28 protein-coding genes and 1 tRNA gene are annotated in these 24034 nt (G+C 62.0%); 10 read left to right on the top strand and 19 right to left on the bottom strand.

What is annotated here, in order from left to right; translation table 11 throughout:
• The first annotated feature begins 6 nt into the window (after positions 1-6).
• Positions 7-957, top strand: a complete 951-nt coding sequence (locus C475_RS15125; RefSeq protein ID WP_006884727.1) for an AAA family ATPase — start codon at positions 7-9, stop codon at positions 955-957.
• Positions 958-960: 3 nt separating this feature from the next.
• A complete protein-coding gene (locus C475_RS15120; RefSeq protein ID WP_006884726.1) occupies positions 961-1827 on the top strand; it encodes a DUF58 domain-containing protein in 867 nt (288 codons plus the stop codon).
• A 6-nt stretch (positions 1828-1833) separates the two neighbouring features.
• Here the strand turns inward: C475_RS15120 and C475_RS15115 are convergent, their stop codons facing one another.
• On the bottom strand, positions 1834-2388 hold the full coding sequence (locus C475_RS15115; RefSeq protein WP_049930704.1) for an excalibur calcium-binding domain-containing protein: 555 nt from the start codon (positions 2386-2388) through the stop codon (positions 1834-1836).
• A gap of 177 nt (positions 2389-2565) precedes the next feature.
• Here C475_RS15115 and C475_RS15110 point away from each other — a divergent pair, with 177 nt between their 5' ends.
• Positions 2566-2949: a DUF7522 family protein gene (locus C475_RS15110; protein WP_006884724.1), complete on the top strand. Its 384-nt coding sequence runs from the start codon at positions 2566-2568 to the stop codon at positions 2947-2949.
• Positions 2950-3078: 129 nt separating this feature from the next.
• On the opposite strand, the gene C475_RS15105 is transcribed toward C475_RS15110, so the two are convergent.
• Complete coding sequence (locus C475_RS15105) at positions 3079-4143, bottom strand: tyrosine-type recombinase/integrase (protein WP_006884723.1); 1065 nt, start codon at positions 4141-4143, stop codon at positions 3079-3081.
• A gap of 271 nt (positions 4144-4414) precedes the next feature.
• Here C475_RS15105 and C475_RS15100 point away from each other — a divergent pair, with 271 nt between their 5' ends.
• The 3 genes from C475_RS15100 to C475_RS22425 all read left to right on the top strand — a co-directional run bounded on the left by C475_RS15100 (position 4415) and on the right by C475_RS22425 (position 6608).
• The gene (locus C475_RS15100) at positions 4415-4630 is read left to right on the top strand and encodes a hypothetical protein (RefSeq protein ID WP_006884722.1); all 216 of its coding nucleotides are present in this window, start codon (positions 4415-4417) and stop codon (positions 4628-4630) included.
• A gap of 301 nt (positions 4631-4931) precedes the next feature.
• Positions 4932-5402, top strand: a complete 471-nt coding sequence (locus tag C475_RS23245) for a hypothetical protein (RefSeq protein ID WP_152436449.1) — start codon at positions 4932-4934, stop codon at positions 5400-5402.
• A gap of 135 nt (positions 5403-5537) precedes the next feature.
• The gene (locus tag C475_RS22425; RefSeq protein WP_082223330.1) at positions 5538-6608 is read left to right on the top strand and encodes a restriction endonuclease; all 1071 of its coding nucleotides are present in this window, start codon (positions 5538-5540) and stop codon (positions 6606-6608) included.
• Here C475_RS22425 and C475_RS15085 read toward each other — a convergent pair whose 3' ends face one another.
• The 16 genes from C475_RS15085 to C475_RS15020 form a co-directional block, all read right to left on the bottom strand.
• Complete coding sequence (locus tag C475_RS15085) at positions 6609-7565, bottom strand: DNA adenine methylase (RefSeq protein ID WP_006884719.1); 957 nt, start codon at positions 7563-7565, stop codon at positions 6609-6611.
• A 94-nt stretch (positions 7566-7659) separates the two neighbouring features.
• A complete protein-coding gene (locus tag C475_RS23240) occupies positions 7660-7959 on the bottom strand; it encodes a hypothetical protein (protein ID WP_152436448.1) in 300 nt (99 codons plus the stop codon).
• Between the two features lie 51 nt (positions 7960-8010).
• Positions 8011-8967 (bottom strand): hypothetical protein, encoded by a 957-nt coding sequence (locus C475_RS15080; protein ID WP_006884718.1) that lies wholly within the window; start codon positions 8965-8967, stop codon positions 8011-8013.
• Positions 8960-9871, bottom strand: a complete 912-nt coding sequence (locus C475_RS15075; RefSeq protein WP_152436447.1) for a hypothetical protein — start codon at positions 9869-9871, stop codon at positions 8960-8962. Before C475_RS15075 ends, C475_RS15080 begins: the two co-directional genes overlap by 8 nt.
• Positions 9858-10394, bottom strand: a complete 537-nt coding sequence (locus tag C475_RS15070) for a hypothetical protein (RefSeq protein WP_006884716.1) — start codon at positions 10392-10394, stop codon at positions 9858-9860. The genes C475_RS15075 and C475_RS15070 overlap by 14 nt, the downstream gene beginning before the upstream one ends.
• Positions 10395-10421: 27 nt before the next feature.
• Positions 10422-11996: a hypothetical protein gene (locus C475_RS15065; RefSeq protein ID WP_049930699.1), complete on the bottom strand. Its 1575-nt coding sequence runs from the start codon at positions 11994-11996 to the stop codon at positions 10422-10424.
• A gap of 4 nt (positions 11997-12000) precedes the next feature.
• Positions 12001-12384, bottom strand: a complete 384-nt coding sequence (locus C475_RS15060) for a hypothetical protein (RefSeq protein WP_006884714.1) — start codon at positions 12382-12384, stop codon at positions 12001-12003.
• Positions 12381-12713 carry a hypothetical protein gene (locus C475_RS15055; protein WP_006884713.1) on the bottom strand — a complete coding sequence of 111 codons (333 nt, stop codon included), beginning with the start codon at positions 12711-12713 and terminating at the stop codon, positions 12381-12383. The genes C475_RS15060 and C475_RS15055 overlap by 4 nt, the downstream gene beginning before the upstream one ends.
• A 146-nt stretch (positions 12714-12859) precedes the next feature.
• Positions 12860-13330, bottom strand: a complete 471-nt coding sequence (locus C475_RS25350; protein ID WP_449404418.1) for a Cap15 family cyclic dinucleotide receptor domain-containing protein — start codon at positions 13328-13330, stop codon at positions 12860-12862.
• 158 nt (positions 13331-13488) lie between these two features.
• Positions 13489-14526 (bottom strand): nucleotidyltransferase domain-containing protein, encoded by a 1038-nt coding sequence (locus C475_RS23235; RefSeq protein WP_152436446.1) that lies wholly within the window; start codon positions 14524-14526, stop codon positions 13489-13491.
• On the bottom strand, positions 14495-16171 hold the full coding sequence (locus C475_RS15050) for a hypothetical protein (protein ID WP_235728462.1): 1677 nt from the start codon (positions 16169-16171) through the stop codon (positions 14495-14497). The genes C475_RS23235 and C475_RS15050 overlap by 32 nt, the downstream gene beginning before the upstream one ends.
• 613 nt (positions 16172-16784) lie before the next feature.
• A complete protein-coding gene (locus tag C475_RS15040) occupies positions 16785-17045 on the bottom strand; it encodes an HNH endonuclease (RefSeq protein WP_161625201.1) in 261 nt (86 codons plus the stop codon).
• Positions 17046-17154: 109 nt separating this feature from the next.
• Positions 17155-17331: transfer RNA gene (locus tag C475_RS15035), tRNA-Trp, on the bottom strand.
• A gap of 63 nt (positions 17332-17394) precedes the next feature.
• Positions 17395-17625: a DUF5795 family protein gene (locus C475_RS15030; RefSeq protein WP_006884708.1), complete on the bottom strand. Its 231-nt coding sequence runs from the start codon at positions 17623-17625 to the stop codon at positions 17395-17397.
• Between the two features lie 376 nt (positions 17626-18001).
• Positions 18002-18904 (bottom strand): DUF5794 domain-containing protein, encoded by a 903-nt coding sequence (locus C475_RS15025; protein ID WP_006884707.1) that lies wholly within the window; start codon positions 18902-18904, stop codon positions 18002-18004.
• A 5-nt stretch (positions 18905-18909) separates the two neighbouring features.
• Positions 18910-19296, bottom strand: coding sequence for a hypothetical protein (locus C475_RS15020; RefSeq protein WP_006884706.1), 387 nt, complete (start codon positions 19294-19296; stop codon positions 18910-18912).
• Between the two features lie 122 nt (positions 19297-19418).
• Here C475_RS15020 and guaB point away from each other — a divergent pair, with 122 nt between their 5' ends.
• Both guaB and C475_RS15010 read left to right on the top strand, forming a co-directional pair.
• A complete protein-coding gene (guaB, locus tag C475_RS15015) occupies positions 19419-20906 on the top strand; it encodes an IMP dehydrogenase (RefSeq protein WP_006884705.1) in 1488 nt (495 codons plus the stop codon).
• Positions 20907-20986: 80 nt separating this feature from the next.
• Complete coding sequence (locus tag C475_RS15010) at positions 20987-21418, top strand: GNAT family N-acetyltransferase (protein WP_006884704.1); 432 nt, start codon at positions 20987-20989, stop codon at positions 21416-21418.
• An 18-nt stretch (positions 21419-21436) separates the two neighbouring features.
• Here C475_RS15010 and C475_RS15005 read toward each other — a convergent pair whose 3' ends face one another.
• Positions 21437-22150 carry a TOBE domain-containing protein gene (locus C475_RS15005; protein WP_006884703.1) on the bottom strand — a complete coding sequence of 238 codons (714 nt, stop codon included), beginning with the start codon at positions 22148-22150 and terminating at the stop codon, positions 21437-21439.
• A gap of 64 nt (positions 22151-22214) precedes the next feature.
• On the opposite strand from C475_RS15005, the gene C475_RS15000 reads away from it, so the two are divergent.
• Positions 22215-23243: an extracellular solute-binding protein gene (locus C475_RS15000; RefSeq protein WP_006884702.1), complete on the top strand. Its 1029-nt coding sequence runs from the start codon at positions 22215-22217 to the stop codon at positions 23241-23243.
• Complete coding sequence (locus C475_RS14995; protein WP_006884701.1) at positions 23218-24012, top strand: molybdate ABC transporter permease subunit; 795 nt, start codon at positions 23218-23220, stop codon at positions 24010-24012. Before C475_RS15000 ends, C475_RS14995 begins: the two co-directional genes overlap by 26 nt.
• Positions 24013-24034: the final 22 nt, after the last annotated feature.

Below are 24034 nucleotides of genomic sequence, written 5' to 3'. Positions count from 1 at the left end.
CAATCCATGCAAGACGAACCCGACACGGACGACGTGGACGCACTGCAGGCGAAACTCGCGACGGCCCGCGAGGAGGTCGGCGAGCGCATCGTCGGTCAGGACGAAGTCCTCGAAGGGCTGTTCGTGTGCATCCTCGCCGACGGCAACGCCCTGCTCGAATCGAACCCCGGGCTCGGCAAGACGACGATGGTCCGCACCGTCGCCGAGGTGACGGATCTGGCCTTTTCGCGGGTCCAGAACACGCCCGACCTGATGCCCTCGGACATCACCGGCACCGAGATCATCCGCGAGACCGACGACGGTCGCGAGTTCGTCTTCGAGAAGGGACCGATCTTCGCCAACGTCGTGCTCGCCGACGAGATCAACCGCGCGACGCCCAAAACGCAGGCCGCGCTGCTGGAGGCGATGCAGGAGCGACAGGTCACCGCCGGCGGCGAGACCTACGCGCTGCCCGACCCCTTCTTCGTCCTCGCGACCCAGAACCCCATCGACCAGGGCGGTACCTACGCCCTCCCGGAGGCCCAGACCGACCGCTTCATGTTCAAGCTCCTGGTCGACTACCCCGAAGCCGACGAGGAACGCGACATCGTCGACCTCTACACCAGCCGGAGCCAGCAGGTCCCCGTCGAACAGGCGCTCACCCGCGAGGAGATCCGCGAGGCCCAGGAGCTGGTCCGCGAGGTCCCCATCGCCGAGGACCTGCGCGACCGCGCGATCGAACTCGTCCGCGCCACTCGCGGGACCGAAACCATCGAGTTCGGCGCCAGCCCGCGGGCGAGCATGGCGTTGGTCGTCGCGTCGAAGGCCCGCGCCTTCCTCCGCGGGCGCAACCACGTCTCCGAGGAAGACATCGAGGCGCTCGCCGCGCCCGTCCTCCGCCATCGCATCATCCTCGACTTCCGCGCCGAACGGGACGGCCAGACCCCCGACGACGTGATCGCCGACCTGCTGGAGTGAGCCGTGGCGATAGACCCCGACTTCCTCGACGAACTCGACCGCTTCGACGCGGCGCTCGACCGCGAGACCGCCGCCGTCCGCCAGGGCGAACAGCAGTCCCCCCGCGTCGGCGAGGGCCTCACCTTCAGTGACTACCGCCGCTACTCCCCCGGCGACGACACCCGCCTCGTCGACTGGAAGCTGTTCGCCCGCACCGAGGAGTACTACATCAAGCAGTTCGAGGAGGAGCGCAATCTCACCGTCCACGTCCTCCTCGACTCGTCGGCGTCGATGGACTACGGCGACGGTGAGAGTCACAAGTTCGAGTACGCCGCCAAAATCGGCCTGGGCTTCTGCTATCTCACCGCCGAGGAGCACAACGACTTCCGCTTTTCGACGATGGACGAGCGTTCCGAACGCCTGGATACCGGCCGGTCGAATCGCGGCGAGGTGCTGGGACTCATCGACCAGGTCAACGATCTCCGCCCGGAGGGCGAGGCGGACTTCGAGACGGTCCTCGAAGCCTACGCCGACCGGATCCGCTCGCGGTCGCTCGTCGTCGTGTTGACCGACTGTCTGGACGAACCCGAGCGAATCGAATCGGGCGTCTCGGCGCTGGCGCGCAACGAAGTCGACGTACTGCTCGTTCGCGTGATGGCGCCCGACGAGCGCGACCCCGACGTGGTGGGGGACGCGCTGTTCGCAGACCCCGAGAGCGAGACGACTCGCCGGTCCTATTTCAGCCAGTCGCTGGCGGACACGTATCGCTCTCGGTTAGATGCGCACGTCGACGAGGTGAACGAGCGGGTGACCGCGCTGGGCGGCGACCACGTCCTCGTCGATACCGGCGACGAGTACTTCGATTCGTTCGCGAGCGTGTGGCTGGGCTGACTGTCTTCAGGGCAAGTGCTCGCACGCGACGCCGTCGCCGTCGCCGTCCAGTCCGTGCGCCCCGTTCGACGCTTCGTGTGCCCGCTGGGCAGCCGCCTGCGACGAGAAGTCCTCGCAGTCGTAGTCGCCGCTGTACCCGGACGACTCGCCCGATCGCTCGGAACGGCTCGTCTCCGGTGCGGGCTCCGTTGGGGTGTCGACCGTCTCGGACTCGAGCGGGTTGTCGAACCCCGTAGCGAGGTCACTCCCGGTAGCGAGCGCGGCGCCACCGCCGCCGACCGCCGCGAAGACGACGACGAACACGAGGAGCCCGCGACCCGGTCGCCCGAAGAAACTGAGGAGGCTCCCGAGCACTGCCCCGGCCGCGACGGCGAGGTTCGAACCCGCCGCCGCGAAACTCGACCGGAAGACGAGCCCCCCGAACTGCCAGAGAGAGAACGCGGCGACGCCGAGTCCGGCCACGGTGAGGACGTTCTTCAGACGGGTGACCGCGAGGACGAAGACGATCCACAACACGCTGAAGAAGTTTCGACGGAATCGCCCCCACGAACTACTGACCATCTGGTTACTATATGGCTGTCAGCTACGTACATAACGTCTCGTGTTCCAGAACCGTGGTCGGCGGTATCTGGAACGGGACACTCGATCCGGCCCAGTCCGCAACCGGCACGCGTCACATATGTGATTGGCCACTCCGTGGCAAGTGATGATTTACAGCCATGTTCCGTACCGTCGGCCATGCGCTCGTCCGACGATCTGAGCGAACTCGAATCAGAACTCGTCAGCGTCTCCCGAACCGCGATCGGAGACGACCTCCGCAGCATCACCTACTTCACCGCCGACGACTACGAGCAACTCTACCTCCGGAGCGACCTCGAACAGGACGCGGATCTGGGACCGTTCGTCGCCAACGAGCGTCTGGGGTTCACCTCCCAGCAGACCTACGACGAGACTGAACTCGGGGAGTACCGGTTTACGGTCCGGGTCTTCGAGTGGGGGTCGATCACACGGACGATCGTCGGCGGCCACGGCGTCTTCGTGACCACCGACCCGCTCCAACTCGACGAACTCAAGGAAGTCGACACGTCGATTCGGACGGTGTTGAAGGAGTTCAGCGGGTGAATGACGGTCGGCTCGCACTGAGGCACGGATGTGAAGAACGCGAAGATGAGACTGGCGAGAGTTAAATACGGGATGGGGTCGGAGGGACCAGTCTTCCGGCGATTTCGCCGTGCGACAGGGCGTGAAGCGTCAGTTTTCATCGTTACCCCCGTCAGAAAGTGAAAGGTTTCCGAGATACTTCCGACGCCGCTCTTCGAGTCGCTGATCACCCGTCGCCACGTCGTAGTGCCGGCGGATCACGTCGGGGGAGGAGTTGACCCGCTCGGCGACCTCCTCGATGGGGATGCCGCAGTTGAGTTGCCAGGTGATCGAGCCGGTTCGAATCTGGTGGGGCGACCGCGACGAAGGGCACTGACTGGCGTAGTTCCGGCGGCGGTACTTGCACGTCTCTCGGTTGCGCTCGTGCGGGCAATGCTGGTAGAGACACGGCTGGGTTCCGAGGTACGCCCACGCTCGGATGGTCGTATCCGACGGACGGCCCTGCCGGCAGGAGAACAGCGGCTTCCGTCCGTGGTCGTCTCGCTTGTCGACCCGTTCGCGAGCGATGTACTCGTCGAGGACGTCGACGACCTCCGGCGGGATGCCGACCGGACGGTCGCCGTTGTTCCCGTTCTTCAGCCGCGTACCGGAGTCAGGCCGGTTGACGAACCGGAGCGTCCCGGTGTCGCTCTCGTAGTCGTCCAGGTCGAGTGCGAGGACGCCGCTCATCCGACAGCCGGTGAACCAGAAGACTTCCAGGAGGGCGTGTTGCGGGCTGGCCCGGAACTCCACCGAATCGCGGTAGAAGTCGACGAGACGAATCCCGTCCTCGGGGGCAAGTTTCTTTTCGCTCTGTTCGTCGGCCGCGGAGAGCTGCGGGATGGGTACCTTGTCTTCGATATCGTCGTCGACGGCATCGATCCGTTCGAGGTAGGCGAGCAGCTGCTTCACCGACATCATCTTACCCTTCACCGTGACCGGGGCGTCTTCGGTGAGGCTCCGACGGTACTCGTCGAGGAGCCAGCCGGTGAGTTCGTCGACCTGCTCGATCCCGCGTTCGTCGCACCACTCGCAGAAGCGGGCGAGTCGATTCGCGTAGCTCCGGACGGTCGCCTCGGTCGAGTCCATCCGGCACTCGTCCAGGAACCGATCGCGGGCGTCCCAGACGGTGAGGTCTTCGGGGGAACCCGGCGCGGCCGCGGTCTTCGGACTCACACGGACCCCTCCGAGAGTGCCATCATCCGGTTGCAGTTCGGGCAGGGCTTCGAAGTCTGAAGGGACGCCGCTGCGGCGTAGCTGTTACAGTTCTCCGTGTGTCTGCAGTCGGGACAGCGGAGGGCGTGATTCCCAGTTTGAGCAGTTTTGTCAACAGTTGGTTGCGACTGTGACATACGGGCTACAGTAGTATTCGATGCATACTTATTACTTATGTACTGAATACTACATAACCAGACAGTTATGTGCGGACTACGATATGCAAGTAATAATGGAGCGGACGAGTTTCAGCCTCGCAGGAGAGGAATTAGACGAAATCAACGCTCAGCTCGAATATGGAGACAACCGGAGCGCCTGGATTCGAGATGCGGTCAGGCTGAAGCTCGCGCTCCTGGAGGAGATCGGCGACCTCGACGAAGGGATGACTGACGAGGAGCGGAGAGAGTTGATTGTCGAGGCGGTTCGGAACGAAATTGGAGAGGAGTAGTCTACGGGTCGACTGACCTGTAATCTAATTCGACCCTGCGGACCGGTTCCTCTACCTTTCTGCCGCAGGCCACACATTGCAGCCCGATCCGGCTGTCGGGGAGGGTCACTTTTCGAATCGGGGCCTCACACCCATCAGGGCAACTGATCCAGTCGTCAAGCGTCATGCACCGTGACCAGTACGAGGGGGATGTAAAAGAGAGCCAGCCATCAGTGGAGTGAAAGTGAAAGTGGAACCAAGAGTAGCAAATTAAATGCAAAGGGTACAAGATGTATGAGAGGAATCGTAGGGTCAAGTTGAGATGGCATTGGAGTCGTATTTAACGGATGAAGAGTCCGCAGTAGATGGGTATGAGACGAAGAACTGGAAGTGGGTCGTGACCGACCAGAGAGTTCTGAAATATACAAGTAACGATGGAACGAAGGAAATAGTTCACGACCTCTCGCTCGATAAGATCAGCTCTGTGAGTATCGTAAGAACGGATAGAGATGTTGGGTACATTATGTTTGGAGGGGTCGCCCTGTTAATCGGTCTTGGACTCGCTGTACCAGGAAATTCAATGTTGTTGCTCGGAACCTTGGCTTGTTTCGGCATTGCCGCTGTATTTGGGATACTATTTTTGGGTTCTGACAAATCATACTTCCAAATTCGTGGTGAAGGGATTCTGGGAGATGCACAGGACATCTGGAAAATGAAAAAGACAGCAAACGAAGACTTCGGGGAGGTCCGAGACTTTGCGTTAACTGTCCGTAAAAAAGTCAACGAGAAGTAGAGGATTTCTGGTTTATGCCCGCTCGACCCCCCGTTGAGGGGGGCGCTCGCGGGCTCGCTTGAATACACGTAGCAAAATGAGGCTCGAATCTGTCTACGAGGAAACTTTATACAGGGTGTTAACATTGAGTTGAACATGAGCGATTCAGAGAACGATAGTGAATATATGTCTAAATCTGAAGCAGAGGAGGAGTTACAAACGCGAATCGACGAGGTTGGAGAGACGCCTTTCGAACACCTGAGCAAATTTGTCGTCGAAGAAGTCGAATCTCCGCAAGAAATCGAAGTAACACCGGAAGGTGGTGACGGCGGTCTCGACATCACGGGCCGCGTCGGGAAATCTATCTACGAGTGTGATTTTGGGGTCGAGGTCAAGCACTACTCTGGGACTGTCGGTTCTGACGTTGTTCGAGGACTCAGCGGGGCGCTGAATCGACACAGCTGCGGATTCGGAGCGGTCGTCACGAACTCTACATTCACTTCGCCCGCGAAGGATGCCGCGAGGGAGTCAGACGGACCTTCTATGAGGCTGATCAACGGCGAGAAGTTGTCGGCCCTGATGGTGGAACACTCAGTTGGCGTCAACACGCACGACGAGGGATACAAGATTGATAAGGAGTTCTGGGCACAGTTCGAGAAATTCGATGACGAACTCATTAGTTCTGGTGACGTTCCGCAGGCCGACAAGCTGGACGTGCTGAACGAGACACTGCGCGGAGTCGCGAAGGGCCAGCAGTACGGACCGGAGATCGTCGACCACCTGGTGCTGGAGACTGAAGAGGACTGGACTCGACGCCAGGCTGATTACTACGCTCTCGCAGCTGCGGCCTTGGGATTCCTCGAAGAAAAGGAAGGCGAGTACGACGGTCACAGGATGCGCCGCTGGGAACTCACCGAAGACGGACAGGAATATTTAGAGTACCTGGAAGAAGATTCCGGGCGGGCAGAGGAGTTCCGGCAGGAACACATCTTGGACCTACGGATATTCGAGATTATAGTTGAGCGGATCAAGGACGAGAAGATCGACCACGACAAAATCAAGGAGCTAATTCGAGAAAACACTGAGGTAACTGGAACCACGATCGGTCGCAGAGCGGGGACTATCAGAAGTTGGCTCCGTGATTTTGACGAGGTAAAGATGGACGATGACGGAAAAACGGCATACGACTACTACGAAAAAGATCTGTCTTCGACTTGGGGTGAGTGATTAAGGATAGTCGCTGAGATTGGGATGCGCGTGCCGACGGTCTTCTTCGTCGATATTCGTGATGATGACCTCATTGACCTCTCCTCGGCTGTCTCCATCGGAATTGATCGCTCTACGAGCGCCTACCTTTGAATGGTCGAAATACTTTGCAACCTCTTCCTCTTCGTAGAGGTCGGTAACTGAAGGCGCGTTCGAGATTACAACATCGACACCTTTGGCGTCGAGGTCGACGGCCAGCTCTTTCAGTCGCCTCTGTTCGTCTTTCCCGAAGGACTCGGAGGTATACTCGACGAAAGACGAAGATGCCGAGTTCGGGTCATACGGTGGATCGAAGTAGACGAGGTCACCGGGTTCAGCGTAGTCCTCGACGTAACCGAAATCCTCGTTTTTGATGTCCACATCAGCCGACTTCAGTGCATCCGCTGCCTGCTGGATTTTCGCGTCCATATCGAGGCCGAGATTCTTGTGGCTCCCGATAGGAACATTGAATTCACCAGACCGATTTTCGCGATAGAGCCCGTTGAAACAGGTCCTGTTCAGCCACAACATAATGGCCGCCTCACGGACCTCATCGAATTCCTCACCGTTCGGCCGCTTGTTGAATATCGCCCTCACCTGGTAGTAGTAGTTGTCAATTTCTCGATCGTGCTGATCTACCTGATCGTAGTCCAGAGCTGAATTCGGCTCATCGTCGGGCTTCCGCTCTCGAAGAAGGGAGAATTCGTCGAGAAGACCTTCGGTGTCATTCTTCAGTACCCGATAGAAGTTCACTAACCGCACGTTGATGTCGTTGATAGTCCCCCCGCCGTATTCGTGGCCCTCTCTGAAGAAGACAGCACCGCCACCTACGAACGGCTCGTGGTACCCCTCGATGTCCTCAGCCCTCCTGAAGTGTTCTCGTATTCGCTGGAGGATTTGACGTTTCCCCCCTGCCCATTTTAAAACAGGGTCTGCCATTGTTTGGTCACGGATCCCCAGGATCTTAAGTATAATGCTTAAACCAGATTACCATAGAATATCTTATAATTGGGTGGTTTCAGCATCACTTTGGTTACTGGCTATCTGCTCTGTTTGCTGCCTTTTCACAGAGAAGTAGAAACTCATGAATATCGTGTGCCGAATCTTTCACGTCTTGGTCGTTGGTCTTCCCTAACTCCTCCGCTTGCAGTCGTGACTTTTCGAATGCCTCTCGCTGAATCTCCAATTCCTCAGCATTCATCGAAGAGAAGAGTTCGATCAGTTGTTCCCAGCAGCTAGCCGGGTCGGAATTCAGCACAAATTCCCAAGACTGGTCTGATTCAGCGAGATGTCCGTACGGGTTAGAAGCTTCAAAATCGTCACCAGAGGGCATTGATACGCACCACACGAGGGCGAGTATTAATTTTTAGCCTCGGAGTGAAGGTTATGAACTGATGTCGAACTCTGCTTGCTCGTCAGGTTCGTACGTCCCGGCGATCGGCGGCACCGGATCGAGCGTATACGCGAGGTCGTCGGGTTCGCCGTCGACGAGATCACGGTAGAACTCCGCGGAGTATTCGGTCTTATCGAGACCAGTTTCCTCGGCGCGCTGCACGATGATGTGGTCGGCGTGTTCTCGAATGGGTGGCGCGATGTCGTAACCATCCTCGCGGTGGCCGATCACGAACATCCGCAGGCCGAGTTTCGCTTTGAATGTCACCAGCGGGTAAAACTCGCTGTTGACCTCGTAGCTCTGGGTCTGTGCGTTCGCCTGCGTACTCATCTCGTCGAGGACGGCCACCACGTCGGAATAGGACTCGCACAACTCTTCCAGGTCCGATTTGGATTCGACGGTGTGCGTCCGTTCGTTCAGCTCGCGCTCTTCCCACTCCAGAGTCGTGACGTTCGTGGCGAGGATGGCGTCGGACTGGTCGCGTAGGTGCAGCCCGGCACCGACCAGGGCGGAGTTCGTCTTCCCGCCGTCGGTCATACCGAGGAACACACCGAGGTATCCAGGCCGCCGGAGGTCGCGGACCAGCTGGGAGAACACCTGCGCGCTGGAGAAGTCCGACTCTCGACGAGTCAGCCCGGACAGCCAGGAGAGGACCGCGAGGTTCCCGCTGCGGACTGCCTCCGCTGCGACGGGCGAGCCGTGGGCGGCGATCAGGTTCTGACAATACTGGGTCTGTTCAAACGTCGCCGGGAGATCGGCGTCGTGGTCCTCGTTGATGTTCAGAATCTCGTCGTACCGACGCTTGTAGTGGACGTACCGACGGAGCGCACGGCCATCGAGGAACGGCGCGAGCGGATAGACGCGGTTGTTCTCGGTCAGTCGGCCCTCTGCGACCTCGCGGAACTCCGCAGCGCCGATCCCGAGCGAACTGCCGTCGTAGTTACTCACGGTTCACCTCGCTGCCGGGGTGCTGGCCGTTGCTGCCCGGAGAGCCGTCGGACTGCGCGCGCTCTTCCAGCGGGTCGCTGGACTCCTGAATGTCAGCTGACCCAGGCCGGTCGGCGGCCGCGCGTTCCTCCTGGTCGTCGGCTTCCTCGCGGCTGGGGATCAGTCCGTCGAGCGTGCCGTCGAGGTCGATGTCGAGGTCGAAATCCATCGGGTTCAGCCCGTCGGCGAGGAAGGAGTCCTCTTCCGCGCCGAGCAGCAGCGAGTGAGCCAGTTTGTCCGTGTTTTCGAGGACCTTCATGTCCGCACCAGCGCGGGCTTTCAGGCCCTCGAACGCCAGCGGGACGAGCTTCTTGCGCTGCTGTTTCAGCGAGGCTTTCTTCTCCATGAACTTCTGATGGGAGATTTCGCCTTCCCACGTCGACGTGAGCACGCGGCGAGGGACCGTCTGTTTCTCGCCCGTCTCGGGGTCGACCTCTTCGCGCTGCTCGATGCGATGGCCTTCGGCGAAGTAGATCGTCTCACCGGTGGCGCGACCGTGGCGGGTGGCGAGCCGGTCGCCCTCTATCTCTGCCTGTCCGAACTCGTCGGGATGGAGGTACTTCAGGCCCCACTCCTGGCCGTCGGGGTCGAGCAGGACGATCGGCACGTCAAGGCGCTTCTGATAGACGTACGCGAAAAGGAACGCGTAGACCACGATGAACGGGCCGGCGATCAGTCCCGAGAGCAGGACGATGGAGATCGGGCGCTCGGGCAGGCCGTACCACCAGACCAGGGCGAGCCCGGTCAGGCAGAGCAGCCCGAACATCAGCGGGATGCCGGTCGCTTTCAGCACTTCGAGCATCAGCCGCTTGTTCGACGGAGACGGTGGAGCCTGCGGGTTCGGCGGGTCGTTAGTGTTGGTCATGCTCGACACCTCGGAGTTTCCGGTTGGCGTAGAACGCGCCGGGCAGGGCGACGGCGAACAGGACGAAGACGGTCGAGCCGGCCAACCAGGTATCCTCGGGCGACGGACCACCTGGTACGAAGTCGGTCGAACCGACCTTGATGGGGTGGCCGTAGAGGGTTTCATCAGTCGAGATAGAGACACCGACGAAGCCGTTTTGCTCGGTGACGGCGAACTCGACCTTCGTCTTCCCGTTGACGACGATCGCCCGACGGTTGATCTCTCCCTCCTGCATGAACGCACCGGCGTCGGCGAGCGTGACGGCCACAGCGTTGTCGCTGCGGAAGGTGAGCATCACTGTCCCTCGCTCTTGGTTGTACGACGAAGAGAGCAGCGTCAGGCCGTCCTGAATCTGCGTGCCCGTCTGTTCGGGCAGGTTAACGCCCGACCCGCTGGTGGAGTTGTTAGCGGACTGTGCGGCACCGCTGGCAGGCACCACGGCCAGCAGCGCGATGATGACGATAGCAGTACCTATTCGGTTCATATTCTCGATAAATGTGGGTGGGTTGGTCTACGGACGATACAGCGCGGGGATGGCGACGAAGCCGACCAGGACGACCACGACCGCGACGGCCGCGGGCATCGGGATGTTGCCACCGCCGAAGTTGGGGAACAGCCCTCCCGAGCTTCCTCCGTCACGCAGGTTCGACTGCCGGGCTTCGAGTTCGGCGGTCAGGTTCCGGACCTCTTTCTGCAGGGCTATGAACTCGTCCATGTCAGTGGCGTTGTAGTCGATATCTCGGTAAGATATCTCCGACGTGTTCAGGGTCTTCCCGTTCACGTCGGTGACCTTCACGATCCGGAACTCGCCTTCGAGTTCCGTGGTCGACCCGGTTTCTCCACTGACGACGTACTGCGGACCAGCCAGCTTTGTGGCGTTGTACGTGTGGTTCAGCTTGAATCTACCATTCACAGGCAGCTCGTCGCTCATCAGCACACCGTCGTACGTGGGACCGTCGGACGGCGGCGACCGGATAACCATCGACCGGGTGGTCGTCATGTTCTCCGGCACGCCGACACCCATGGCGGAGAGACTCGATATCGCCCAGGTGTCGTATTCCTCGCCCTCGGGACTGTAGGATCGGGCTTCGAGATACGGATCGACTAGATCATCCGTATCGATCTCACCCTCTTGGTACTTCGAGTACGTACTGTTCACGAAGTCCGACACGCGGCTCTGAACAACGTCGTTCTGAGCCTCGATATCGCTCCAGTAGTTCTGATACTTTTGGGTGGGCAGCACCGTCCTGTCGTCGAAGTTCTCATTCGGCGCCGAGACGGTGTACGAGTCCACCTCAAGCCAGTACGTATCCTTCACCCGGTCGTTCGATGGGGTCACGTGCCCAGTGAAGTCGAAGTTACCAGCGTCGTTACTGAGGTACAGCTTGATGGAGCGAGTCGGGACGATCGACCCGTTCACGAGCGTAACCGTCGAAGTCTTCGAGAAGTTCGCGTTGTCGAGGTTGGTGTTGCCGTCCGTGTTGTAGTCCAGCGAGGCGAACGAGTCGGAGATGTTGGCATGCTGCGCCTCGACACCCTCGATGGACACCATCGTCAGCAGGCTGGTGTTGAACTGAGCTCGCAGCTGCATCTGCTTGGCGCTGTAGTAGTTCGAGACGGCTTCCCGTGCTTTCGCACGGGCGACCGCCTCACTGCTACCGTTTTCGAGCGCCCGGATGTACGCGTTCTTACCTGCCATCGTGGCGGGCTCCCTCGTATCCTGAAGGAAGTTCCCGTAGGAATCCATCAGGATTTGAGAGTTCTGCCGCTGGGTAGCGGCCTTGTCGTACATGTTCTTCCGGGCTTCGAGCGCGTCAGCCTGGGCTAACGCTGTTTCGTTGATGCTGCCACTGTCACTGAAGAAGTGGGCATGAGCAGCTGCTCCACTGACCGTTCCGATCGCGATCCCGGCCGCCGCGGCGGCGCCGATCAGGCAGGCACCGGCGCAGGCGAAAGCGTTGGCTTCACCGATCGGCCCATCGTCGTCGAGGTCGACCATGCCGGTCGTCGCCGCGCCACCGAGGGCGCTGGTGACGAGCAGCAGGGCGGCCACGAGCGCGAGCGCCCGTCCGATTCCGTCTCTCATGGTTTCACTTCCCGAGGACAGCGCCGCAGACCACCATCAGGCCCATGATCAGGATGCTCGACCAGGGCGAGGTGTTGGTGACCAGCGTTTGCACTTCGGCCAGCGTGGCGTGGGCGGTCATGATCACCGCAGTGACCGAGACGATCGCCCACTCCAGCGGGTGGTAGTGCTGGGGGTTGCGCGTCCCGCTGGAGGCGAAGACGATCGCGTAGGCGGCGAACGACCCGGCCAGCGGGAGGAACTTGTACTGGGTGAGCATGTCCACGATGTCGAGCATCAGCCCGGTCTGGACCAGCCCGACCACCGCGAAGAACATCAGCGCCAGCGCGGTGCCGATGTCCAGCTGCTTGTACGCCTGGAAGGCCGAGCGGTTGCGGTGCCGAGTCATCGGCGGAACCTCGCTTCTTTGGGGTTGTAGGTCACCTCCTCGCCATCGTCGTCTTCGAAGGATTCCTCTTCCTCCGAGACGCGGAGGGCCATCTGCGAGCCCTCGACCAGCTCGGCGATAAGTTGACGACGGATGCCCGCGGTGATGTACGTGGGTCGGCCGTCGATCTCCACGACACCGTTCCGGCCGGCGTTCGGGCTGAATCCCGTGATGCGGCCGGTCACTTCGTCGCCCGGTTCGAGGTCGATCCAATCGGAACCACCATCGTCGTCCGAGGTCTCCGGCTCAGGGAAGTCCTCGAACGACGAGGTTTCGTTGTTGGTAGCCATGCTACAGCCAGAACATCTAGTTCTACTAGTAAAAGCAGCTCCCCACCCTTGTGAAAGTGGAATATGACTATAGATGGCCCTCATCACCAACTATCGGATTTATGTCAAAATATACAGATATGAGTTTTCAAGAACGTAGCTCATATTCAGTCCTTTTTTCTTAATCGAATGGAACCGTGGTTGTTTCTGTGTTCATCAGTATAATATTTACCTTCCAACATTTCCATATCTTGGTCCGTTCGATACCGGAGATCATTAGTTCCAGTGTGCATTACCATACTGTCCTCCGACTGCCCATCAGGCATATTTCGATATGTAATCCGGAGTACTGGGTCAGACATATCTTGAATGAATGATGCAGTCGTACTAACTGATGTTGAGTCCTTGAAATAGGCGGTGACAGATATTCTAGTCCACGTCTGATCGATAACTATCCTTGGACCTTCAACCGTGCTGCCACCGTCGGTACGATATTCATCTAAGTCCGATTGATAAGACGATTGGAGGCCACCGATCCACTCTCCGTTCAAATCAGGCGGTTCAGTGAAGCGAGAAATGACAGGATATCTCCAGATATACTTATTCCATACAAGATATAAGCCACCAAATAATGTCATAGTTGGAATTGCTGGGGAAACGTCGTTAATATAACTACCAGGAATTATAGTAATAGCCTGTGAAATGGCCGAATTCAATGGACCTGCCAATAATACTGTTATCAACATCAAATATCCGACTTTAGTCCATCGCGCAGATTGAATCGAGTACGGATGCATTAGTAGTCATCCCAGAACTTCTCAAGTGCTTCAACGGTGGCCTCAGCATTAGAAACAGTCCACCTATCTGGGTCGCCCCATTGGCAGAGAGGATACATTTCGGATTGTTCCGGAAGATCTCCGAGATCCGCATTTTGCAACCATTCGATAATATCTAAGTACCGATCCTGTAAATCAGACTGTTTAAATATGGAATTTGGTACATTGTATAGGAGTCCTTCTAAGTAATACGATGATACAGCATCATCACTAAGATACCCACGATTAATGGCGTGCTTTGCTGCATTTTTTATCATTCTAATGGTGGGCTTGTAGTTTTGATCTGCAAGATCGTTTTTATCACTACCTTTCTCACGATGAATCTTTGAATAATTTACTATAGGCCGCCCAGTAGTTTGTGTTTTAAAATACATCCCAGTGTCATACACTTCATCACCGTCTTCAGGGAATTCGGAATATTTTCGGTAATCTGCAGCAGGAACTATGTCAGCGTCTTTTGAAATCGCACCAGTTGATTCGCTATTTACTTTAATAGCTTTATCACCGATCTCAAGCGCATCTCTACCAAAATATCCTCTAAGTGCTCGTTCAACTCTGCTATAGAAATCCTCCCAGTCGTAATCGAGATCCTGATAGTTATCCCAGAATCGGTTCTTCTCCCCTAAATTCAGGTCCTCTAAATCTTCTTGAAAGGGCATTGTGACTCGAACAACGATATCAACGTCACTAGTCCCATATATGTTCGTATAGTTCGCGTAAGAACCTTGCAAGTGAATGTCATAGGAATGATCAAAGTCCTCATTTTCGAGGCCATATCGGCCGTTCTCTATCGCTCTCTGGACAGAACTATATGTATCACTTGAGTTGGAAGTTGACCCTTGATTAGTCCACGTATCAAGAACAGAGGGGGGGATCGTCATTAGTGTTGAATCGTCTTCGCTTTCAGGGACTCTTGTATTAAACCTAGGTCTACCGGGGTGAAAGTGAAAACAGCCGTTAGAAGGATCAATTATCCCGTGATATTGTACCTGGGCCATTCGGATTCGGGACTCGATCTGCAGAGACAACCGAATCAACTACTTCTGGATGCTGGATGCCATGTTTCAAAAGGTAGCCAGCCATCGACTCACCGCCGAACATCGCCGTACCAGTTCTTTCGCAGCGCCAGAGAATCGAATCGGAGTCTTCGCATCCCAGTTTCGTATTCCGAACGAGTTTATCGATGTAGTCGACCGTTTCGACCATTTCAACACCTGTACCCGCTGATGCAGGGTATTCCTCTTCCCCGACGGTGACGCTCTTGACCTGCCACTCGGGCGGGCGGTCGAACGAGACGGGTTCAGACGGGTCAACCCCGTGGTCTACTTCTTCGATCAATCGCCGAGCGTCGGGCGGCAGCCCGAGCGCGCCCATGATTTGGGTCGGTGTCGCGTCCGGGTAACGTTCTAAGTATTGGTCAATCTGTTCACGCTGGCGTTTCTCCGCCGGAGTTTGCCCGACAGATGCAGCAGCACGGGCGGACGGCCATCGGTCACGCAGCTCACCCTCGCGGTCGAGGCCGCCGTCGGCAGCTGCGGTCGACTGGTCGCCGACTCGGGTTGCGGTCAGCGTTTGGTCTTGGTCGATCCCGTGGGGACTCCCGCACTCCGCGCATTCGAGGTCGACACCACGAGTCGACGAGCGAACGACACTCTCACCGTGGTCGACGGACTGGTCAGACTGATCGGATTCGTACCGCTGCTTGCAGGCGTCGGCGGTCGACGCCCAGCCGGCAGCGTCCGAACGGCTCTGAGTCTTCGCGTTCGCCGCGGTCACTGCGGCGGCCCACATGATGTATTCCTCCGAGCGTTCGTGAAGGTCGAGCGGGTCGATGGAGGCGTAATCTGCAACGTACCGGGCGGTACTCTCCAGTTCCTCGGGCTCCTTGATTTCGACCGTGCCCACGTCGTCGGCGTTCGCGTCCCAGTCCTGAATATCGAGATCGTGGGCGTCGGCACCAGCCCATTCGCACTCTTCGACGTGTTTCTCGATCACCGGGCGGAGGTCGTTCGGCGTGACCGGACCGTCGACGACCAGGACAACGTGGTCGTGGCCGTAGCAACGGTTAATCCCATACTCGCCGCGTTTGCCGGTGTGCGGCTCCGAGCGGCGTTCATACTGCCAGTCGTAGTCCAGAGATCGCATGGTGTTCCGGAGAGTATCGTAGCAACTGTTCCAGCTACTCCGACGGACCGAAATGTGGTCGACGGGCGCGACTCGCTCGCCACCGGGCATCGAAGACGCGCTCAGAGTGAGGAGACAGATATGCGGATCAGCGTAGTTAGCTGTGGACGTGCCACCAGACGGCCGCTCACCACCGGTCAGTTCGCGGAGCCAGCCTTCCATCTGAGCGTAGTACTTCATCTGATACGAGGCAAACCAGCGGGTGACAGCCTCAATGGAGAACTCGGCATATTCGGGGTCGCTGGACCGTCCTTTTTCGAGATTTATCGTCGTTCGACGAGTGTCCTCGTGGTCTTCGAGCATCTTTTCGACGGCTTCGCCCCAATCGTAGGGCGTTCGGGCTACCAGTTGCTGACCGGTCACATCATCGTCGATCTCCCGAATCGCCTCGCTGTGGTACGGCTCGTAGTGTTCGCGGGTGTAGTCGCGGCGGAGGGATACGCCGTCGCGTTCGGTCAACGGCAGCTGGGTCCGATCGGGGTACTTGGCGTAGGACTCTGAGACCCTTTCGGCAGTCGTCGGTAACTCGCGCGATGAATTGGCCGGGTTACCGGGTTGAGCCGGGGTTACAGAGTCTTTCGAGTTGGTTTGCCGAGAGCCGCCGGTGTCGGTTGGTTCCTCCGTCGCCATCTACAGTGAGTCAGAATCGACCGTGAGCCAGTCGTCATCGAGACCGCCCCGCGACCGCACCGCATCAAGATTCGCGCGCCTACGGCGCGCGGTGCGCTGCGGGTCCTCGCTCGGGCCCCCATGGGAGGGGGCCGCTCTCTGCGGGTCCTTGCTTGTGGTGGGAGGGTCGTCGGGTCCAGTGACTTGATAGCAGGTACGGCACTCTCTGGCCTCGGTGACCTGGTCGCCGATCCGGTTGATGCAGTTGTCCTTGCAGAGATGGCACTGGTACTGCCGGTAGGCTTCCCAGTCGGTCACTGCGGATCACCGTCCTCGACGAGTCGGACAGCTCGGCGAACTTCTTCGTCGGTCGCTTCGTTCTGGACCAGCTGGGAGGCAGGGACGAACTCGTTCCGGGGGAAGGGCCACTCGTCAGGAGAAGGACCGTCAGGGAGATCTCCCGTCACGGGAGCGCACCCCCGTTCAGGTGGTAGTCGGCGTGTGGTTCCGGTTCGCGGGCTTCGAGGTTACCGGGCTGGTTGTTCCAGCGGTCGTGATCTGCGTGATGGACCTCTAGGTCCGTCCAGAGGTCGTCGATCTCGCCGTGTGCGTAGGCGGTCAGCCGGTGGAGGTAGAGGTAGCGGTCGTGACCGGCCGCTGGGTCCCACACGCGGAGGCGTGGGTAGTGGTCGACGGAGAACTCGACTCGGGGGCCGACGATCACGCCGACCACCCCGACGTATCAAGTTCCTGAGTATGATTTTGGGGCGTTTCAGAAACGTCGAAAACGCGCCGCTCACTAACCTGAGCTAAAGAAAAATTAAAGGTCAGTATGGGGTCGGAGGGATTTGAACCCCCGATCGACTGATATCTCCGGTAGCGCCTCGGAACCCCAGAGGGTCATCACAGGGTCAGTGATCAGCCGACCCGTTCAGTATATCAGCTGGAGTGTCGTCCCGGGCGCCGTTGCCTCTGGAGTCAGTCGCCATGCCGGACTTGGCCACGACCCCGCCTGCATCACCGGATAAGCCCAATCCCACTAAAGGGGTTTCGGTCTCTGTCGGTTAGAGCGGTCAGTCGTCGTCTTCGATCTCGGCCCAGTCGCACTCCTGGCACTTGTAGCCGGTGACGAAGGAGGTGACGCCGGGCATGTAGCCGACTTTCAGCACGTTCTCGCCGCAGTCGGGACAGTCCCGCTCGGCGTCCTCGATAGCCTCGGCGTCCATGACCGACTCGCCCTCGATCAGCTCGGCCAGGCGCTTGGGCGTGACCATCCGCCCCTGCACGACGCGATTGTCTGCCATACCCGTCCATCGCCGCGCCCGTCCGTAAGCCCTTCCACTCGCGACCACGAGACCTAGCCGTCGATAGCGCCGAAACGGGAACGGGAACCAACAACACCGTAAACAGCGTGAAAGCCCCGGGCGTCTCGCTGTCGTTCGAGAGAGCTCCGCTCTCTCGTGATGACGAAAGACGCCGCAGACGTCTTTCGAACCACGCTCCTCGGTCGTTTCACTCCCTGCGGTGCTTGCTTCGCCGTCCTTCGTCGAGACGGCCGCCCCTTTCATTCCCACCCGCGTAGCTTGGTCGGACAGTCTGTGCAGATGGGGCTTTCACGCTGTTCGCGGTCACGAGTCGAGCCGCGTTGCGGTCGCCGTCACCGAGAGATCGGGCGAGGACTCACAGCCAGGGTGCGCGTTCGTCGTCGGTGGTGACGTAGTCGGAGACGCGACCGGGGACGGACTCGTCTTCGCCGGTTCCGTCCCCCTCGCCCTCCGAGTCGTCCGGTTCGCCACCGTCGGCGACCGGGGCGTCGTCGGACGTGTCACCGGGCACACCCTCGTACTCGCGGTCGCCGTCGGGGTCGAAGGCGAACAGCGCGGTCACGCCCAGCACGGCGAGCGCGATGGGCGCGTCACCCGGAACGAGCCCGAAGATCGAGAGGGGCAACACGCCGAGCGCCACCGCGCTCCCGAAGCGGAAGCGGTCGATGTCGACGACGGCGCGCAGCCACGGACCCAGCAGGGCCACGAGCAGGGCGAAGCCGACGCCGACGCCGGCCGCGGCGACCGCCCGCGCGATGAGTTCGGGGTTCGTCGTCACCGACAGCGAGACGCCGCTCGGGTCGAAGCTCGCGACGAGGCCGAGCGCGATGACGATCGCGGGCCGAGGGAGATACTCGCCGATACGGGCGCTGGCGGTCTTGGCCGCGACGGTGAGGATGACCAGGCCGGCGAACCGCGAGAACACCGGCATGTTCAGCATGTCGCGGATGGTCGGCGCCAGGGCGGCCTCGACCGCGGCGATGGGAAGCAGGACGGCGCCGACGGCGAGGATGGCCGTCGCAACCTCTCTCCGGGAGCCGTCCATCTCGGCGAGGACGACGGCGACGGTGGCGCTGCCGCCGAAGATGAGCAGCCCGACTTCGAGGATGCCGATCGGGTCGTCGAGCGCGCCCGCGAGGACGAGCGCGGGGAAGATGCCGTCGACCAGCGGGAGACACATGATGGTCGCGAGGAGCTTCGTCGCGCCGCCGACGCGCCGCTCGACGGTGAGTGCGACCGGGTGTTGGGAGCTACTCATGCCGCTCAGGCGTGGCCGTCTCCCGTGGCCAGTGGGTGGTCCGACCGTCGATACGCGCGCCGGCGGCGGGGGTACGCCTGCCACCGATTCGCACCGACGTACGCGGTCGGGTGCTCCGCGAAGTCCCGTTTGAAGAAGCCGGCAGAAGGTGTAAACGCGACGCTCGACGCGTCACGGGCGGTCTTCTGACCGATGCCAGCGATGGCGGGACTGGCGGAGTCCATATCTATCATTATTTTCCAATCGAGTATAAGAATTGCGTGAGAGACGGCCACATGCGACGCGAACCCGCTCACTTTCGGGCCGAACGGGTCGAATTTCGGGTCGGCCGAGACGAACCGTACGACGGCGAAACCGAACTGCTCCGTCGCTGGATCGAATACGTCGTTCAAAGAGTCGAACGATCGGTTCGGTCGTCGGAGATCGCCGGACCCGGTGGGCCGACGTCTCGGGAACGGCTGGCACGGAGCGGGCGTCTCGCAACGTTTTTGGGCCGGCGGGAGCGACGGTTTACATGGCGAACGATCCCGAACCTTTCTCGGAGAAACTCCGCGTGCCGGAGGCGTTGACGTTCGACGACGTGCTCCTGCGGCCGAAGGAGAGCAGGGTGGAAGCGGACGAGGCCGACACGACGACACGTGTGTCGAAGAACGTCCAGCTGCAGGTGCCGGTGCTCACGGCGGCGATGGACACCGTCACCGAGAGCGAGATGGCGATCGCGATGGCCCGCGAGGGTGGCCTGGGCGTCATGCACCGCAACATGGACGTCGACGAGATGGTCGCGGAGATCGAGCGCGTCAAGCGCGCCGACGAACTCATCATCCGCGACGTGGTGACGGCCTCGCCCGAGCAGACGGTCCGCGAGGTCGACGAGATGATGGCCCGCGCGGGCGTCTCCGGCGCGCCGGTCGTCAGCGACGACGACGAGGTGCTGGGCATCATCTCGGGCACGGACATCCGCCCGTATCTGGAGGTCGGCGAGTCCGACGAGGTGCGCGAGGCGATGACCGACGAGGTCATCACCGCGCCCGAGGACGTGACCCCGCGGGAGGCGCTCGAACTCATGTACGAACACAAGATCGAGCGCGTCCCGATCGTCGACGACGACCGGCTCATCGGCCTCATCACGATGCAGGGCATCCTCCAGCGCCGCGAGTACGACTCGGCGGCCCGGGACGACGAGGGCGCCCTCCGGGCCGGCGTCGCCGTCGGCCCCTTCGAGGCCGAGCGCGCCCAGGCAGCCGACGAGGCCGGCGCCGACGTGCTGTTCATCGACTGCGCGCACGCGCACAACCTCAACGTCGTCGACAGCGCCCGCGAGATCACCGGGGAGGTCGACGCCGACGTGGTCGTGGGTAACGTCGGCACGCGCGAGGCCGCCGAGGCCGTCGTTGACTTCGCCGACGGGATCAAGGTCGGCATCGGCCCGGGCTCGATCTGTACGACCCGCGTCGTCACCGGCGCCGGCATGCCCCAGATCACCGCCGTCGCGCAGGTCGCCGACGTGGCGAGCCAAGAGAACGTGCCCGTCATCGCCGACGGCGGCATCCGCTACTCCGGCGACGCCATCAAGGCCATCGCCGCGGGCGCGGACGCGGTCATGCTCGGCTCCTACTTCGCCGGCACCGACGAGGCGCCGGGCCGCGTCGTCACGATGAACGGCAAGAAGTACAAGCAGTACCGCGGCATGGGCTCCGTGGGCGCGATGCAGTCCGGCGGGGGCGACCGCTACCTGAAAGACGTCGACGAGGACGAGGAAGAGGAGATGGTCCCCGAGGGCGTCGAGGCGGCGACGCCGTACAAGGGCACGCTCGCCAGCGAGCTCCACCAACTCGTCGGCGGCATGCGCTCGGGCATGGGCTACGTCGGCGCCGAGACCGTCCCCGAGTTCAAGCAGCGCGCCGAGTTCGTCAAGGTGTCCCAGGCCGGCCAACAGGAGGGCCACCCCCACGACGTCGTCATCACCGACGAGGCGCCCAACTACAGCCCCGACGGCTCGTAGCCTCGATCAGTCCGTTCCGACACGTTCGTTTCGACACACCGACCGCAATTCTCAGGCGTCTTCGAGCGTGACGACACGACATGAGCGTCGACGTTCGCGTCGCGGACGACGAGGCCGACCGGGAGGCGGCCCTCTCGGTCCGACGCGAGGTCTTCATCGACGAACAGGGCGTCCCCGAAGACATCGAGATGGACGGCAGAGACGACGAGGCGGTCCACTTCGTCGCGACCGACGACGGCGACCCCGTCGGCGCGGCGCGGCTCCGCGAGGTCGAAGCCGGCGTCGGCAAGGTCGAGCGGGTCGCCGTGGTGGCCGACCGTCGCGGCGAGGGACTCGGTCGGGCGCTGATGCAGCGGCTGGAAGCGACGGCCGCCGACAGCGGGATCGACCGGCTGGTGATGCACGCCCAGACCCACGTCGAAGAGTTCTACGAGCGGCTCGGCTACGAGACGACCAGCGACGTGTTCGAGGAGGCCGGCATCGACCACGTCGAGATGGAGAAAGGGATCTGAGCGCGACAGGCTAGCGCGCTACTCGTTTGGATCGTTCGGCTCGGTCGCACCGGGTGCGGCGGTCGCGCGCGTCGCGGTCGCCTTGAACGACGCGACCACGTCGACGCCCGGTTCCAGCCCGAGCCCGTCGAGACTCGTCTCCGTGACGCGGACGACGAGCGGGTCCTCGGCGCCCACGTCGATGCGGACGAGCGCGGTCCCCTCGCCGCGGTCGACGTCGACCACCTCACCGCGAAAGCGGTTGCGCGCGCTCGTCTCGCCGCCCTCGGGAGCGCTCTCGGGGGCGTGCAGCGTCACGGCGTCCGACCGGAACGCGACCCGCACGTCGTCGGCGTCGGTCAGCGCGAGCGCGCGGACCGTTCCGGTGGCCGTCTCGACGGTCGCGAGGTCGCCGTCACGCGCTGCGACGCGCCCGTCGAGGACGAGCCGTTCGGTGGCGGCCGTCCCCGAAAGCGCCGCTTGCAGGCGGTCGAACTCGGCGAGGAGCTCGCGCGCCTCGTCGGTCAACCGACTGCCGCCGCCCTCGCTCCCGCCGCGACGACGCTCGACGAGCGGCCCGGCGGCGTCCTCCAGGTCGCCGATGCGGCCGTGCGCCCGGGAGTACGAGCGGCCGAGCGCCGACGCCGCGGCGTTGAGCGACCCCTCCGCGGCCACCGCTCGCAGCAACGCCGCGTCGCGCTCGTCGACCGTCTCCCCGCCGACCCGCAGGTGGGCCTCGAACCCCGCGTCCATACCGTCGAGTCGACCGCACCGACCAAAATCGTTATGTCTCGACCGACACAACGTCGATATGTCTATGTCGACACAACGGTCGGTCGACGGACGCCGCGGGCGGGGGACCGACGGGGTAGGGTCCGCCGACGTAGGGTCCAGCGACGGGACCACCCGCCGCGGGTTTCTGACCGCCCTCGGCGGTGCGGGGGCGACGACCGTCGCCGCCGGGGTGAGCGGTTGTGTCGGGAGCATGGGGAGCGCGGCCGGGACGGACGGGAGCGATAGCAGCGGGTCCGACGGCGACAGTGGTGGCGGACGGCCGATTTCGGTCCTCGCGGCCGGGAGCCTCCAGCTCGCATTCTCCGAGGGGTTCCGGGCGGCGGTCGACCGGCCGGTGCAGGTCGAGGCGCACGGCTCCGTGACGGTCGCACGACTCGTCGCGGAGGGACGGCGCGACCCGGACGTGGTCGCGCTGGCCGACACCGCACTGTTCGATCGGGTGCTCCCGGCGGAGTGGCACGCCGAGTTCGCGACGAACGCGCTGGTGGTGGCTCACACCGACAGCGACGCCGGCCGACGCGTCGCCGAGGCCGACCGCTGGTTCGACCCCGTCGCCGACGGCGCGGCGTCGCTCGGTCGGACGGACCCGGACCTGGACCCGCTGGGCTACCGGACGCTGTTCGCGCTCGACCTGGCGAGCGAGTACTACGACCGACCCGGCCTGGGCGACGCGCTCGTCGACCCGCGGCAGGTCTACCCCGAGACGTCGCTGCTGTCGCGGTTCGAGACCGGTGATCTCGACGCCGCCGTCGTCTACCGGAGCATGGCCGAGGACCGGGGGTACGACTACGTCGACCTCCCCGCCGAGATCGACCTGAGCGACCCCGACCACGCCGAGGCGTACGGCGCGGTGAGCTACGACCTGCCGGACGGCGAGACTGTCCGCGGCGCACCGATCACCTACGGCGCGGTCGCCCGGGAAGACGGCGACCGGGTCGCCGAGACGTTCGAGACGCTGGTCGGCGGCGAGTACCTCGGCGACCACGGCTTCGTCGTCCCCGAGGGGTTCCCCGAGTACAGTGGTGATGTCCCGCGTGTCCACCGCCCGTGAGCGGTCGCCGTGGGGCGCCGCGGCGCCCCTCCTCGGCGGGCTCCTGCTCGTCCTCTACGCCGTCCCGGTCGCGTGGCTCCTCCTCGCACAGCCGCCGGGCGCGGTCCTCGCCGCGCTCGACGCGCCGTTCGTCGTCGGTGCGGCCCGCAACACGCTGGTCTCCGCGAGCATCAGCACCGCGCTGGCGACGCTGTTCGGCGTGCCGCTGGCCTACTGGCTCGCCCGCGCGCGGTTCCGCGGGCGGACGCTCGTCACCGCCGTCGTCGCCTTCCCGCTCGTGCTCCCCCCGGTCGTCAGCGGGATGGTCCTGGTCGGCGCGGTCGGCTCGAACGGGCTGGGCGGACTCCTCGGCGTCCGGATAACCGGAACCCTCGCCGGCGTCGTCCTCGCCCAGACGTTCGTCGCCTCGCCGTTCGTCGTCCTGACCGCCCGGAGCGCCTTCGAACGCGTCGACGCCCACACCGAGGAGGCCGCCCGGACGCTGGGCGCGACGGAGTGGGGGACCTTCCGGCGGGTGACCCTGCCGCTCGCATGGCGAGGGATCCTGGCGGGCGTCACGCTCGCGTTCGCTCGCGCGGCCGGCGAGTTCGGCGCGACGCTCATGCTCGCGTACTACCCCCGCACCCTTCCGGTTCAGATCTGGGCCACGTTCTCGGGGCGCGGCCTCGACGCCGCCTTCCCAGTCGCCGTCGTCCTCCTCGCCCTCGCGTCGGCCGCGCTGGTACTCATCAACCTGCTCGGCGAGTCGTCGCTCGTCCTCCCCGAGTGAGCGCCCGTCCGAGAGCGACCGC

Origin of the sequence: Halosimplex carlsbadense 2-9-1 (assembly GCF_000337455.1) — an archaeon.
Lineage (GTDB): Archaea > Halobacteriota > Halobacteria > Halobacteriales > Haloarculaceae > Halosimplex > Halosimplex carlsbadense.
The sequence above is the reverse complement of the archived record's forward strand: the minus strand, read 5'-3'. Positions and strand labels throughout refer to the sequence as shown.

What these genes read in the sequence shown, in the direction of transcription:
- C475_RS23240 (WP_152436448.1), bottom strand. Translation starts at nt 7,959, where the DNA reads ATGCCCTCTGGTGACGATTTTGAAGCTTCTAACCCGTACGGACATCTC.
- C475_RS22425 (WP_082223330.1), top strand. Translation starts at nt 5,538, where the DNA reads ATGAGCGATTCAGAGAACGATAGTGAATATATGTCTAAATCTGAAGCA.
- C475_RS15070 (WP_006884716.1), bottom strand. Translation starts at nt 10,394, where the DNA reads ATGAACCGAATAGGTACTGCTATCGTCATCATCGCGCTGCTGGCCGTG.
- C475_RS15030 (WP_006884708.1), bottom strand. Translation starts at nt 17,625, where the DNA reads ATGGCAGACAATCGCGTCGTGCAGGGGCGGATGGTCACGCCCAAGCGC.
- C475_RS23235 (WP_152436446.1), bottom strand. Translation starts at nt 14,526, where the DNA reads ATGGCCCAGGTACAATATCACGGGATAATTGATCCTTCTAACGGCTGT.
- C475_RS14995 (WP_006884701.1), top strand. Translation starts at nt 23,218, where the DNA reads ATGTCCCGCGTGTCCACCGCCCGTGAGCGGTCGCCGTGGGGCGCCGCG.
- C475_RS15110 (WP_006884724.1), top strand. Translation starts at nt 2,566, where the DNA reads ATGCGCTCGTCCGACGATCTGAGCGAACTCGAATCAGAACTCGTCAGC.
- C475_RS15065 (WP_049930699.1), bottom strand. Translation starts at nt 11,996, where the DNA reads ATGAGAGACGGAATCGGACGGGCGCTCGCGCTCGTGGCCGCCCTGCTG.
- C475_RS23245 (WP_152436449.1), top strand. Translation starts at nt 4,932, where the DNA reads ATGGCATTGGAGTCGTATTTAACGGATGAAGAGTCCGCAGTAGATGGG.
- C475_RS15010 (WP_006884704.1), top strand. Translation starts at nt 20,987, where the DNA reads ATGAGCGTCGACGTTCGCGTCGCGGACGACGAGGCCGACCGGGAGGCG.
- C475_RS15115 (WP_049930704.1), bottom strand. Translation starts at nt 2,388, where the DNA reads ATGGTCAGTAGTTCGTGGGGGCGATTCCGTCGAAACTTCTTCAGCGTG.
- C475_RS15075 (WP_152436447.1), bottom strand. Translation starts at nt 9,871, where the DNA reads ATGACCAACACTAACGACCCGCCGAACCCGCAGGCTCCACCGTCTCCG.
- C475_RS15085 (WP_006884719.1), bottom strand. Translation starts at nt 7,565, where the DNA reads ATGGCAGACCCTGTTTTAAAATGGGCAGGGGGGAAACGTCAAATCCTC.
- C475_RS15025 (WP_006884707.1), bottom strand. Translation starts at nt 18,904, where the DNA reads ATGAGTAGCTCCCAACACCCGGTCGCACTCACCGTCGAGCGGCGCGTC.
- C475_RS15005 (WP_006884703.1), bottom strand. Translation starts at nt 22,150, where the DNA reads ATGGACGCGGGGTTCGAGGCCCACCTGCGGGTCGGCGGGGAGACGGTC.
- C475_RS15125 (WP_006884727.1), top strand. Translation starts at nt 7, where the DNA reads ATGCAAGACGAACCCGACACGGACGACGTGGACGCACTGCAGGCGAAA.
- C475_RS15055 (WP_006884713.1), bottom strand. Translation starts at nt 12,713, where the DNA reads ATGGCTACCAACAACGAAACCTCGTCGTTCGAGGACTTCCCTGAGCCG.
- C475_RS15060 (WP_006884714.1), bottom strand. Translation starts at nt 12,384, where the DNA reads ATGACTCGGCACCGCAACCGCTCGGCCTTCCAGGCGTACAAGCAGCTG.
- C475_RS25350 (WP_449404418.1), bottom strand. Translation starts at nt 13,330, where the DNA reads ATGACATTATTTGGTGGCTTATATCTTGTATGGAATAAGTATATCTGG.
- guaB (WP_006884705.1), top strand. Translation starts at nt 19,419, where the DNA reads ATGGCGAACGATCCCGAACCTTTCTCGGAGAAACTCCGCGTGCCGGAG.
- C475_RS15100 (WP_006884722.1), top strand. Translation starts at nt 4,415, where the DNA reads ATGGAGCGGACGAGTTTCAGCCTCGCAGGAGAGGAATTAGACGAAATC.
- C475_RS15000 (WP_006884702.1), top strand. Translation starts at nt 22,215, where the DNA reads ATGTCGACACAACGGTCGGTCGACGGACGCCGCGGGCGGGGGACCGAC.